11 protein-coding genes and 1 pseudogene are annotated in these 12,595 nt (G+C 70.8%); 8 read left to right on the top strand and 4 right to left on the bottom strand.

Features of this window, described 5'->3' with window-relative positions:
- Nucleotides 1-73 precede the first annotated feature (73 nt).
- Nucleotides 74-829, top strand: a complete 756-nt coding sequence (locus tag ACWG52_RS39035) for a TetR/AcrR family transcriptional regulator (protein WP_389814751.1) — start codon at nucleotides 74-76, stop codon at nucleotides 827-829.
- Nucleotides 830-859: 30 nt separating this feature from the next.
- Here ACWG52_RS39035 and ACWG52_RS39030 read toward each other — a convergent pair whose 3' ends face one another.
- From ACWG52_RS39030 to ACWG52_RS39020, 3 genes are all read right to left on the bottom strand, one after another.
- Entirely contained in the window at nucleotides 860-1,045 is a 186-nt protein-coding gene (locus ACWG52_RS39030; RefSeq protein ID WP_033220310.1) for a tautomerase family protein, read from the bottom strand.
- A gap of 69 nt (nucleotides 1,046-1,114) precedes the next feature.
- Nucleotides 1,115-2,374 carry a DegT/DnrJ/EryC1/StrS family aminotransferase gene (locus ACWG52_RS39025; protein WP_033220485.1) on the bottom strand — a complete coding sequence of 420 codons (1,260 nt, stop codon included), beginning with the start codon at nucleotides 2,372-2,374 and terminating at the stop codon, nucleotides 1,115-1,117.
- A complete protein-coding gene (locus ACWG52_RS39020) occupies nucleotides 2,371-4,026 on the bottom strand; it encodes a (2,3-dihydroxybenzoyl)adenylate synthase (RefSeq protein ID WP_390140224.1) in 1,656 nt (551 codons plus the stop codon). The genes ACWG52_RS39025 and ACWG52_RS39020 overlap by 4 nt, the downstream gene beginning before the upstream one ends.
- Before the next feature lie 196 nt (nucleotides 4,027-4,222).
- Here ACWG52_RS39020 and ACWG52_RS39015 point away from each other — a divergent pair, with 196 nt between their 5' ends.
- The 6 genes from ACWG52_RS39015 (at nucleotide 4,223) to ACWG52_RS38990 (ending at nucleotide 11,275) form a co-directional block, all read left to right on the top strand.
- A complete protein-coding gene (locus ACWG52_RS39015) occupies nucleotides 4,223-5,362 on the top strand; it encodes an ornithine cyclodeaminase family protein (protein ID WP_244290791.1) in 1,140 nt (379 codons plus the stop codon).
- 141 nt (nucleotides 5,363-5,503) lie between these two features.
- Nucleotides 5,504-6,712: a cytochrome P450 gene (locus tag ACWG52_RS39010; protein WP_389814746.1), complete on the top strand. Its 1,209-nt coding sequence runs from the start codon at nucleotides 5,504-5,506 to the stop codon at nucleotides 6,710-6,712.
- Between the two features lie 5 nt (nucleotides 6,713-6,717).
- Nucleotides 6,718-6,924, top strand: coding sequence for a hypothetical protein (locus ACWG52_RS39005; protein WP_158711824.1), 207 nt, complete (start codon nucleotides 6,718-6,720; stop codon nucleotides 6,922-6,924).
- Nucleotides 6,925-8,051: 1,127 nt separating this feature from the next.
- Nucleotides 8,052-9,089 (top strand): bifunctional DNA primase/polymerase, encoded by a 1,038-nt coding sequence (locus ACWG52_RS39000; protein WP_390140226.1) that lies wholly within the window; start codon nucleotides 8,052-8,054, stop codon nucleotides 9,087-9,089.
- Nucleotides 9,086-10,684 carry a DNA primase family protein gene (locus ACWG52_RS38995; protein ID WP_389814741.1) on the top strand — a complete coding sequence of 533 codons (1,599 nt, stop codon included), beginning with the start codon at nucleotides 9,086-9,088 and terminating at the stop codon, nucleotides 10,682-10,684. Before ACWG52_RS39000 ends, ACWG52_RS38995 begins: the two co-directional genes overlap by 4 nt.
- 207 nt (nucleotides 10,685-10,891) lie before the next feature.
- Complete coding sequence (locus ACWG52_RS38990) at nucleotides 10,892-11,275, top strand: DUF6009 family protein (protein WP_033220322.1); 384 nt, start codon at nucleotides 10,892-10,894, stop codon at nucleotides 11,273-11,275.
- A gap of 45 nt (nucleotides 11,276-11,320) precedes the next feature.
- On the opposite strand, the pseudogene ACWG52_RS38985 reads toward ACWG52_RS38990, so the two are convergent.
- Nucleotides 11,321-11,650: pseudogene (locus tag ACWG52_RS38985) on the bottom strand (helix-turn-helix domain-containing protein); the annotation flags it as partial.
- A 386-nt stretch (nucleotides 11,651-12,036) separates the two neighbouring features.
- On the opposite strand from ACWG52_RS38985, the gene ACWG52_RS38980 reads away from it, so the two are divergent.
- Nucleotides 12,037-12,576, top strand: a complete 540-nt coding sequence (locus ACWG52_RS38980; RefSeq protein ID WP_383312503.1) for a 2'-5' RNA ligase family protein — start codon at nucleotides 12,037-12,039, stop codon at nucleotides 12,574-12,576.
- Nucleotides 12,577-12,595 lie beyond the last annotated feature (19 nt).

The following is a 12,595-nucleotide window of genomic DNA, read 5'->3' as shown; positions in this document are numbered from 1 at the left end:
GCGAGCACGCTCGCACCCGGCCGCGTACCTTTGTACAGCCCGTAGCCGAAGGACGACCCCAGGGAGGACGAACGTGGCCGCCAAGCGCGCCTCGCAACCGAGAAGCAGCGTGTGGCTCACTCCGGAGCCGACGACCCGCGGCCGCCGGGGTCCCGAACGCGGTTCGGGAGCGGGCAGCCTGGACCGGGAAAGGATCGTCGCCGCCGCGGTGCGACTGCTCGACGAACAGGGCGACGCGAAGTTCACGATGCGCGTGCTGGCCACGGAACTGGGGGTCACCCCCATGTCGGTCTACTGGTACATCGCGAACAAGGACGACCTGATGGAGCTGGCCCTCGACGCCGTGGCGGCGGAGATAAAGCTCCCCGACCCGGCGGCCGGCCGGGACTGGCGGGAGGACCTGCGTGCGCTGGCGCTCTCCTGGCGGCGCACCATGGTCTCCCACCCGTGGGCCATCCGCTCGTACGCCGAGTACCTCAACATCGGCCCGCACAGCATGCGGTTCTCCGCCTGCGCCCAGGCGGTCGTCGCCCGGTCGCCGCTGCCCGAGGCCGAACGACCCGCCGCGCTGTCGGCCGTGTTCCAGTACGTGTACGGCTTCACCTCGATGGAGAGCCGCTGGCTGGAGTACGGCAAGGAAGTGGGCCGTACGGCCGACGAGTTCCTGGAGGAGGTCGCCGGCAGCATCGCGCAGGCCCCCGAGATCGAGGCCGGCGGCGGACTGATGGAACGCCGCGCCGGACTCAGCCTCGACGAGATGCGCGACAGCGACTTCGACCGCGCCCTCGACTGGCTGATCGCCGGCATGTGTGCGGGCCTGTCGGACTGAGTCCGACAGGCCCGCACGGGTGAGAGCCGGTCAGCTGCCGGTGACACCGCCGATCCCCCAGCGGCGCGGCTCGACGCCCGTCAGCGCCACCCAGGTCTGCGGCCGGATGGACTCGTCGAAGACGTCCACCACGGCCTGGGTGATCCGCTCGACGAGCTCGCGCTCGGTCCGCTCGTCCAGGCGGCGCTCGTAGATCTTCACGTCGATGTAGGGCACGTCAGGAGCCTTTCTCGGGTCCGTTTCGGGTCTGGTCCGTGAAAAAAGTGGGCTGCCGCCGGCGGGTCGTCATCGGACCGCCAGCGGCCGGCCCGTCCTGGCGAGGGCCGTGGCCTCGTGCATCGCAGCGGTGACCGACTCGACAAGGTGGTCGACCTGCTCGTCGGTGAGCCCCGGGTGGCAGGGCAGGTTCAGGTGCTCGTCGAACCAGACCCGCTCGGCCTGCGGGCACTCGCCCGGACCGTGGCCGCGCAGCCGCCACTCGGGCAGCAGGTGCAGCGGGAAGTACCGCAGCTGAACCTCCACGCCCCTGCGGTCCAGGGCGCGCACGAAGTGCTCGCGCACCTCACGCCCGGCCGTGACGAAGAACGTGTACAGGTGGTAGGCGTGGGTGCTGCCCTCCGGCGTGCGTTGGAGGCGGGTGCCGGGGAACGCCGAGACGGCGGCGTCCAGCCGGGCCGCGATCCACCGGCGGCGCTCGGTGAACCGCTCCAGCGCATCCAGCTGGACCAGCCCGACCGCCGCGGCGGCCTCGGACATGGTGGCGTTGGTGCCCGCTCCCCGGATACCGACGGCCTGGCGGCGGTAGACGTCGGCGGAGAAGCGCATCCACGGCAGCAGCGCGGGCTCGTCGTCCGCGAAGCCGGGCACCGGGGCGAACACCCCGTCCACCTCGTTGCCCCGCAGCCGCTCGACCCGCTCGGCCCAGTCGGCCCGGTTCAGCGTGATCATGCCCCCCTCGCCGAGCGTGGTGATGTTCTTCGTCGAGTGGAAGCTGAAGCACCCGATGTCGCCGAGCGCGCCGGGGCTGTCCCCCTGGTAGGAAGCGCCCAGCGCGTGCGCGCAGTCCTCCACCACCACGACGCCCGCACGGCGGGCCCGGGCCAGGATGGCCGCCATGTCCGCCGGAAGGCCGCCGTAGTGCACCAGCAGGATGGCCTTCGTCCGGTCGGTGATCAGCGAATCCAGGACCTGGGGGTCCATGTTCAGGGTGTCCGGGTCGACGTCGCAGAACCGCACGGTGACGTCGTGGTCGAGCAACGGCTGCACCGTCGCCTGGAACGTCTGCGGGGTGGCGATCACCTCGTCGCCGGGCTGCAGGTCGAGCAGCCGGACGGCCAACTCCAGAGCCACCGTCCCGCTGGTCACCGACAGCGCGTGGCGGGCTCCGGTGACCTCCCGGAAGCGCTGCTCGAACCGCTCGCGCCACACCCCCGCCGACAGCGGCTCCGCCGAGTGCACGACCGAGGCGAGCGCCGCCAGGTCGGCCTGGCCCACGATGCTCCCCCGGCGCTGGAACGGCACCAGGTAGCGCTGCGCCGCCGTCACCGCGCATCTCCTCGGCCCGCACCGCCACCACTGTGCAGGAGCCCGGCCCGGGCCGCGAGGACCTTCTTGTCCACCTTGTTCAGACCGGTCAGCGGGAAGGCCTCCACCACCTCCAGTCGGTCCGGCAGTTTGAAGTCGGCCAGGCCGCGGGCGCGCAGGAGCCGGCGCAGCTCCGGCAGAGTGGGCGCCGGCCCGTCCCGGTCGGCAACCACGTAGGCGCAGATCTTTTCGCCCAGTACGCGGTCGGGCATCGCGACCACCGCGGCCTGCTGCACGCCCGGGTGCGCCGTCAGATGGCCCTCGACCTCCGTCGCGGACACCTTGTCGCCGCCGCGGATCACCACGTCCTTGACCCGGCCCTCGACCACGATCTCACCGGTGGGGGTCCTGCGGACCAGGTCACCGCTGCGGTAGAACCCGTCCGCGGTGAATGCCGAGGCGTTGTGCTCCGGAGCACGGTAGTAGCCGCGCAGCGTGTACGGGCCCCGGGTCAGCAGCTCGCCGACCGTACCGTCCGGCACCTCGCGGTCGTCGCCGTCCACCACCCGGATCTCGTCGGCCGGCGACACCGGCCGGCCCTGGGTGGTCAGGACGACCTGCCGCGGGTCGTCGTAGCGGGTGAAGGTCAGCAGCCCCTCCGCCATGCCGAACACCTGCTGGAGCCGCACCCCGAGCTCGGGCTCGATCCGGGCGGCGACCTCGTCGTGCAGCTTCGAACTGCCTACCTGTACGACGTCCAGGCTGGACAGGTCGTGGCCGGTGCGCCCGGCCGCGTCCAGCCACAGGTGCACGATGGTCGGGATGACCGAGGTCATGGTGACCCGCTCCCGCTCGATCAGCGGGAAGCAGGTCTGCGGGGTCGGGTCCGGCGCGAACACCACCCGGCCGCCGACGCCCAGTACGCCGATGATGCCGGGACAGCCCCACGGGAAGTTGAACTCCACCGGCAGCACCGCCAGGTAGACGGTGTCCTCGCCGAGTTCGCAGATCCCGGCGGTGATCCGGGTCTGGTACGCGTAGTCGTCGTGGGTGCGGGGGATCATCTTCGGCAGCGCGGTCGTACCGCCGGACAACAGGAAGAACGCGACGTCGGAGGCGTCCGGCTCGGGCAGTGCGACCGGATCCTGCTCCAGGGCCGCCAGCGCGACCAGGCCGTCCTCCTCTCCGCCCGGATCGCCCGCCACGAAGACCCGGGCCACGCGCGGGAGCTCCGGCAGCAGGTCGCGCACGAGCGCACGGTGGTCGAACCCCCTGACCTCGTCCGGGATCACCATCGCGACCGCACCGGACAGCTCCGCCAGGTGCCGCAGCTCCGCACTGCGGTACGACGGCAGCGCGAAAACCGGCACCGCGCCCAGCCGGAACAGGGCGAAACAGACCGCCACGAACGACGGGGTGTTCGGCAGCTGCACCAGCACGCGCTCGCGCGGCGCCACACCCTGCCCGGAGAAACCGGCGGCCAGCCGGTCGCACCACATGTCCAGTTCGCGGTACGTCACCCGGGTGCCGTCGTCACCCACCAGGGCGACCCGGTCCCCGTACCTCTCGGCCCAACCGCGCAGCAGGGCACCGAGCGTCTCACCGCGCCAGTACCCGGCCTCGCGGTAGCGCTCGGCGGCATCAGGGGGCCACGGCACGCATCCATCCAGCATCGCTTGTCCTTCCGTCGTGCTCACCAAGGGTCCGGCGCCCTCGGGCGGGCGCCGGCATCGGGTGCCCGGCGAGTCTCGGCAGGCACGTTGACACCGCGCTGAGCCGGCTGACGTCCCCGCGGGGGCCCCCGCCCCGTCAGTTGTGTCAGGCGCGTGTCAACAGGCCCTCCGACGATGTCCGCTCAGCCTCCGGCCGGTGCCCGAGGCACCGGCCGACGAGAAACTCTGGGAGCGTTTGATGGAGACCTGGGTCCTGAGCGAGCGCGACGTGACACGGGCTGTGGAGAGCGTGGGCCGCGACGCCCTGATGGACCGCGTCATCGACCGCCTCACCGAGGGCCTCGCCGAAGTCGGCCGGGGCCGCCGCGCGCTCTCCCCGCAGCGCGGCGGATTCAACCGGGAGGAACCGGTCCCGGGTATCTGGGAGTGGATGCCGCACCGCGAAGCCGGCGACAGCATCACCCTGAAGGCCGTCGGCTACAGCCCCGCCAACCCGGGGCGGTTCGGCCTGCCGACCATCATCGGCACGGTCGCCCGCTTCGACGACACGACCGGCTCGCTGACCGCGCTGATCGACGGCGTGCTGCTCACCGCGATCCGTACGGGCGCGGCGAGCGCCGTCGCCAGCCGGCTGCTGGCCGCACCGGACAGCCGCGTGGTCGGACTCATAGGGTCCGGCGCCCAGTCGGTGACCCAGCTCCACGCCCTCACCCGCGTCTTCCCTGTCGAGCGGGTGCTCACCTGGGACGCCGACCCGTCGCACGCTGCGAGCCTCGCCGACCGGGTGGCGTTCCTCGGCCTCGACGTGCAGGTCGCCGAACCGCACCGGATCGCGGCCGAGGCCGACATCATCTGCACCGCCACCACCGTCCCGGTCGGCGGCGGGCCCGTCCTGCCGGCCGATGCCGTGTTCCGCCCCCACCTGCACATCAACGCCATCGGCGCCGACCTGGTCGGCAAGACCGAGCTGCCGCTCGACCTGCTGCGGCGGGCGCACGTGAGCCCCGACCACCCCGAGCAGGCCCGCCACGAGGGCGAGTGCCAGCAGTTGGAGCCGCACGAGATCGGGCTCAGCCTCGGAGAGCTCTGCGCCGATCCGGCGGCCGCCGACGCTCTGCGCGGCCGACTGACGGTCTTCGACTCGACCGGCTTCGCCCTGGAGGACCACCTGGCGATGGAGGTACTGCTGGAGGTCGCAGCCGAGCACGACCTCGGCCTGCGGCTCCAGATCGAGCACCACCCCGCCGACGCCCTCGACCCGTATTCCCCGACCGGCACGCACGCGGACGCCGACACCGCGGCGCACACGGCCGCCATGGCCGTCGACCGCACCTGAGCAGCGGCGGGACGGCACCCGCGCACCGTGCCCCGAGCAGGTGGCCGGTGCCCGTGCGCGAGCCCGCCCTGCCCCGGCCCCCGTACCGGACATCCCTCTCCCCACCGCACCGCCAGCCCCCTGCACCGAAGGAGCCGAAAGATGGCCCAGCAGACCCCTCCCGCACCACCGTCCATGGCGGACGGCGGCAAGGCGATGCTCGCCTGGCTGCGGACGATGCGTGACGAACACCCCGTCCACGAGGACCAGTACGGTGTGTTCCACGTCTACCGCCACAGCGACGTCCTGGCGGTGACCTCCGACCCCGCCGTCTTCTCCTCCGACCTGAGCCGGCTGCGCCCGGACTCCAGTGCGCTCAGTGAGGAGATCCTCTCCGTCATCGACCCGCCGCTCCACCGCAAGCTGCGCAGCCTCGTCAGCCAGGCGTTCACCCTGCGCACCGTGGCCGACCTGGAGCCTCGTGTCACCGAACTCGCCGGCCGGCTGCTGGAGAAGGTCGAGGGCAGCGAGTTCGACCTGGTCGGTGACTTCGCCTACCCGCTCCCCGTGATCGTGATCGCCGAGCTGCTGGGCGTCCCGGCCGAGGACCGCGAGCTGTTCCGCGGTTGGTCGGACCGGATGCTCTCGATGCAGGTCGACGACGCCGTCGAGATGCAGTTCGGGGACGAGGCGGGCGAGGACTACGAGCGGCTGGTCAGGGAGCCGCTCAAGGAGATGCACGCCTACCTCCAGCGGCACGTCGTCGCCCGCCGCGAGACGCCGGGCGACGACCTGCTGTCCCGACTGGTGACGGCGGAGATCGCCGGCGAGAGGCTGACGGACCGACAGATCGTCGAGTTCGGCGCGCTGCTGTTGATGGCCGGGCACGTTTCCACGTCGATGCTGCTCGGCAACACGGTGCTCTGCCTGGAGGAGAACCCCGAGACCGCCGCCGCGCTGCGGGCCGACCGCGCCCTGATCTCGGGCGTCATCGAGGAGGTCCTGCGGATGCGGCCCCCGATCACGGTCGCGGCCCGGGTCACCACCGGGGAGGTCGTCGTCGGCGGGGTGACCATCCCGAAGGATCGGATGGTCATGGCGTCGCTGCTCTCGGCCAATCACGACGAGCGGCACATCCAGGACCCGGAGGTCTTCGACCCCAAGCGCAGTCCCAACCCGCAGCTGGCCTTCGGCCACGGCATCCACTACTGCCTCGGCGGTCCGCTGGCCCGCCTGGAGGGCAGGGTCGCCCTGGAGATGCTGCTGGACCGGTTCGAGGACATCAGGGTCACTCCGGGCGCGTCGTACGACTTCCACCGCGAGGGGCTGTTCGGTGCCCGCTCGCTCCCCCTGACCGTCCGTCGCGGGTGAGCGTCGTGGCACCCGCGGACACCGGCTGGGCCGCCGAGGTGAGTGACGCTCCGATGCACACGCCGTGGGGGGTGCTGGCACAGATCTACCGGATCGCCCTGACGGGCAAGAGCCAGGCGATGACGGCCGAACCGCTCCCGGGTGCTGCCGGCAACGCCGGTACGGGCGGCGACGCCACGGTGCGCAGGCTGCGCCACCACCCACTGCACTGACCGAGGCCCGGCCGCCCTGGTCCCGCCGGCCCGATCCGGCTGTGTACGCCCGGCTGCCCGCGGGTCCGGTCGAGCGCTTCCCCGGGGCGGAAGGCTCTGCCTCTCCCCGGCCGATGTCCAGGTGGCTGCTGTCGCCCCGGCCGCAGCAGTGGCGCCGCCGACGCCGCTCGTGTCCCCCGGTGGCGGCCCGTGCGCGGTATCCGCACGGGCCGCCGGCCGCGGTCGACGCCGATGCCGTTGCCGACCGGCGGGGCCGGTGGCCCTGGACGGCATGAATGAGCGTGCTCCCCTCCAGGTGTCGGTGAGCGGTGACCCGATTCCGGCCCGCGTCGAATACCGCTGTGGAATGCGTGACGGCGCATTCACGCCTTGTCCGTCCCGGCCTTCAGGGACCTGGGCCGCCCCCTCCCCCGGTACTCCCTCCCCGGCTCGGGGGACTGAAGCCCGGTGGGCACCTTTGAGTCCCTGCCCCTTCGGTCACTGAAGAACCTGCAGGTCAGCGGCTCCGGCAGGGACTGAGAGGGACCGAAGGGACTCAAATCTCCAGTTATGAGCCGCCCACGCTACTTGCAGTAATACCTACTGACTACTTACGCGAGCGCATACACACGCACACACAAAGGTCGGATAGAGCGATTCCGAGTCCCTCCAGTCCCTGAGGCTCGATACACAGGGCTGTGACCTGCGATTTTCTTCAGGGACTCAACAAGCAGGGACTGAAAGCGAATCCGCCGGATTCAGACCCTGGAGCGGAAGGACTGCTGCCGTGGCCGCCCAGAGGCGGCTCATGCGGTGCAGGGACGCCGCCGCGACACGCCCGGGTGCGAACGGCCCTCCGAGAAGGGCCCACCCTGACGAACCTGTTGGATGGCGTGAGGGACCAAGGGACCGAAGGGACTGAACTTCTGATACAGCAGTAGCCGCATCCCCGCCTGCGGAGATCTCTGGGGTAGTCTCCGGCACAGTGAACCTTCAGTCCCTCTGGTCCCTGAGGCACGGTCAAGGTGCTCCGTGGAGAACCGCCCGGGGACCGGAGCAGCCGCCGCTCACGATGCGTCAAGGAAGAGCCAGTGCCCGTCCATTCCCAGAGCCTGCCACGTGGTGAAAGTGGCAGGACGGCGCGGGACGTGGCCATCTGGCTGGCCAGGAAGGGCCACCCCGTGCACCCGCTGGCGCCGGGGACCAAGACTCCCGCCCCGAACTGCCCCGAATGCCGCGACCGCCGGCACCCCCCGCAGGAATGCCCGTGCCACGCCCTGGGCCGCTGGTGCCACGGCTTCCACGCCGCCACCACGGACGTGCCCACGGTGCTGCGGTGGTGGGAGGCGGAGCCCGGGTTCGGTGCGGGCGTCTCCTGCGGCCCGGCCCGGCTCGTGGCCATCGACGTCGACAACCACCCGGGCCCGCTGCCCGACCGCGGGCGGCTGCTGCCCGGAATCCCCGTCGACGACCGGGTGGACCTGACCGGACTGCAGAGCGGCTTCGACACCCTCGCGCTGCTGGCGGCGTACCGTTCGCGGCCCCATCCGTGCGAGGACACGTCGACCCTGCGCGTCCGTACGCCCTCCGGAGGCATGCACGTCTGGTACCGGGCTCCCAAGGACGGTCCGGGCTTCCGGTCCTCCAACGGATCGAGCCCCAAGGTGGCGCTCGCCTGGCAGGTCGACGTCCGTGCGGTCGGCGGATACATCGTGGCGCCCGCCACACGCACGACCGCCGGTGTGTACGAGGCGCTGCCCGGAGCGCGGCTCCCTGCCCCCCTGCCGCTGTGGCTGACGACCGAACTCGCCCGCACCGGGCACTCGGTCGAGGACTCCCGCGCGATGCCTCCCGGCGGCCCTGTGGCGGCCCGTCAGCTCCCGCGCGTCCGGTCTCAGGGGCGCACACAAGCCGCAGCACGCGTCCTGACCCCGCTCGTCGACGAGGTGCGGGCCTGCGCGACCAGACCTGCCGGTACGGCGTTCAGCGAGAAGCTCAACCGAGCGGCATTCACCGCGGGAGGACTGGCGGCCACGGGCCACTTCGACCCGCAGGAGTGCCGCCGGCTGCTCCTCGAAGCCGCCGATCACGCACGCCCCCACCAGCCGCGCCGGAACCGCCTCATCGTCGAAACAGGGCTGTGCGCCGGAAGCAACCGACCCATCCACACCGAGGAACGCCCATGAGCAACGCCGGAAGCAGGGGGTTCGACGCCCGGGCCGCGGCGGAACAGCTCGCCGCGTTCACCACGGACAGCTCCGCCGACACCCCCGCGGTCGCCCCGCCCACCGACACGGCCGAGCCCGGCCGGCGGGGCGACCGGCGCCGCCTGCCCGCGCAGCAGACCGCGACCCCGGCAGCGGTTGCCGCAGGCGACTTCATCTCCGCCGGACTGCTGCGCAACCTCACCGACCGAGGCAACGCCAAGCTGTTCGCGCACCTCCACCATGACCGGTTCCGCCACGTCGAGGGACTGGGCTGGTACGTGTGGAACGAGTACCGGTGGAAGCGCACCGGTGGCGAGAAGGCCGCGATCTGGGCCGCCGGCGAGATGGCGGAGGAACTACCCTGCAACGACCCGCGCGGCGTCTTCACCGACCGGGAACTGGCCCAGCACCGCAGACGCGCCATGTCCACCTCGGGCGTGAAGGCGATGCTCGCCCAGGCCAAGGCCTCCCCCGAACTCGCCCTGGACCCGGACTCCCTGGACGGCGACAAGTACGCCCTGTGCACCCCCGCGGGCGTCGTGGACCTGCGCACCGGCGACCTGCACAAGCCCGACCCCACCCGGGACCTGCACTCCCGAGCCACGTACCTTGCCCCCGAGGCCATGCACACCCCGAGGTTCCACGACTTCCTCCACCAGACCTTCGGCGACGACGGCAAGGGCAAGGAGATGATCGACTTCCTTCATCTCCTGCTCGGCTACTCCATCACCGGCGACGTCGGCGGCCAGGTCCTGCCCTTCCTGTACGGCGTCGGCGCCAACGGCAAGTCGGCCCTCCTCGACGTCGTCATCAAGATCCTCGGCGACTACGCGGACGTCGCCCCGCCCGGATTCCTCATGGAGCGCGGCAAGTTCAACGAGCACTCCACCGAGCTGACGGAGCTCCACGGGCGCCGCCTGTTCGTGTGCAGCGAGCTCAAGCCGCACGACAGGTTCGACGAGGCCCGCGTCAAGCTCCTCACCGGTGGTGACCGCCTCAAGGCACGCCGCATGCGGCAGGACTTCTTCAGCTTCGAGCCCACGCACAAGCTGTGGCTGCTCGGCAACCACCGCCCGGAGGTCGGCACCGGCGGCCACGCCTTCTGGCGGCGGATCCGGCTGATCCCCTTCGAGCGGGTCGTACCCGACCACCGTAAGATCGACAACCTGGCGGAGGCGCTCGTCCAGGAGGAGGGCCCGGGCATTCTGCACTGGATGATCCAGGGAGCCAAGGCCTACCTCGCGACCAAGCCGGCCCTGACCGGGCCCAGCGTGGTCCGCACCGCCACCCAGGCCTACGCCACCACCGAGGACCACATAGGACGGTTCCTGTCGGAATGCTGCACCAGCGGGGCTGACCTGCCTGATTCACGAGATCTGAAAGTGGAGCAGGGAGCCCTGTACCGGGCCTACAGTGCCTGGTGCCAGGACGGCGAGGGCCTGCGCCCGGCCACGACCCGCGCGTTCGCCACACGCATCCGCGCGGAGGTCGGTGTGGCCTCACCCAGTGAGATGCTGCGCTCGAACGGGCAGAAGTTCTACCCCGGTCTGGCTCTCTTGGCCGACGAGGAGTAGACACCGCACCACGCAACCGGGCAAACGCGACGTGATGTGTGCTGCTGCCCCGGGGGCGGCACGCCTACGATGGACAAGGACGATGAACAGACCCACCATCCGGCGGTGGCCCACCGAGCGGAGCCACATATCGGCATCGGCGCCGCTCGCGGCGTGGAGGAATCCAGGGCTCGCGAGGGCCGACGTGAACGAGGAAGGATCCAGGCCATGAGCTCGCTACTGACGGCAAGCGATCTCACCCACGAGGACACAGTGGTGTGGCTGGAGGACCCCGCAGAGCTCGATTACGTCCGCCAGGCCTTGGACAAGACCCCCCGGCGCCGGGGGAAGCCGCGTTACCACCGTGACGGGCGCATGATCGGCTTCACCGAGCTCGGCGACACCGCGGAGGCGGACCCCGACAGCGGGCTGTACAAGCGGCGGGTGTTCTACCTGCTGCCGCACGACCGGGACTCCGAGCCCCACGGCCTGTACAAGGAAGGCGCTCCGGGCGAAGCCGTGGACCCCCGCACGATCGCGCCGCGGGAGGTCGGCAAGAAGACCGTCCGCTCGCAGCGCGGGCCGTCGGCGTCCGCGCCGACGGTTGCCTGACCCGGCCCCTCAGGACCCGCGTACCACCGGCGGCCGGCCACGACATGCGATTTCCTTGATATCCCGGCGCTCGGGCTGGGTGAGGATCCGGGCCGGCCGCCCTTGTACTTCGGGTAGAGCGAGTCGAAGCCGTCGGCGTCGAAGTTGTGGATCACGTCGCGGACCCGGTCCGCGCTGGTGAACGTGACCTCGGCGATCTTCGCCACGGGCATGCGCTGGGCGGACAGCAGCACCATCTGGGCCCGCCGCCACCACCGACCCGGTGCCCCGGCGGACGATCCGCAGCAGCCGTCTGCCCTCGTCGTCATCGATCTCGCGGACCTGTACGCGTGCAGCCGCGTGATCATTCCGGCCGTCCGGTGACGCCCGGAACAGCGACAGGGCGGCACGTCGCGACGGGGCGAACGTTGTCTGATGCGGCACCAGGTGCCAGGCGAACCCCGACCTGACGCGGTTCGATGTGGCGGCGTCCACTGATGCCGGCCTGCACTCAAGGAAGTCTAGAAGTGTGTGAAGTTCAGTCGCTTCAGTCGCTCCCCCGCCCCCCCAACATCTGTTTGGCTTCGTTCACTTCAACCGACAGCGTTTGTTCGTGGATTCCGGAGGCGTTCAGTGATCACCCGCGCTCTGGATGTTCACGGGAAATGACGGCAGCGTCGCCTTCTCCGTGGCCCCTCGCGACTTGCTTCGGAGATCGGTCGTGATCGTTCGGCGGAAAAGGAGCCGTGCTGTCTGCGACGGAGGTGACAGCATGCGGTGTCATGGCAGATGACAACACCAGTGCGTTTCAGGCGGGCCAGACGGGGCTCATCGTCCGGATCCCGGAGGCGGAGCCGGCCGTCCGAGGGTGGCGTGAACGGCTCGACCCCTCAGCCCAGGCCGGGGTTCCAGCCCACATCACCGTGCTCTTCCCGTTCCTTGATGAGAGCCGAATAGATGCGGTCGTCTACTCCGCTCTCACGGACCTGCTGGGCAGCCACCAGGCCTTTGACCTGAGGTTCGAGAGGTGTGGACGGCTCCCGGAAGTGCTGTATCTCGTTCCCGAGCCTGACACGCAGTTGCGGCAGCTCACGGAGGCGATTGCTGATCGTTGGCCTGAGGCTCCGCCGTATGGCGGCCGGTTTGCCGAGATCGTTCCGCACCTGACCATCGCTCAAGGTCAGGAAGACGCCGTCCTGGAGGAGATCGAGGCCGACCTCGCAGGCAGGCTCCCGTTCACGTCTCACGTCGCGTCGGTTGAACTGATGGTGCACGACGGCGTGAAGTGGCAAGAACGGGCGTCGTTCGCACTCGGAGAATGAAGCAGGTCATGAGGCTTGG

Source organism: Streptomyces sp. CLCI03 (genome assembly GCF_053615355.1).
Note: the sequence above shows the minus strand (reverse complement) of the source record. Positions and strands in the feature narration are given on the sequence as shown.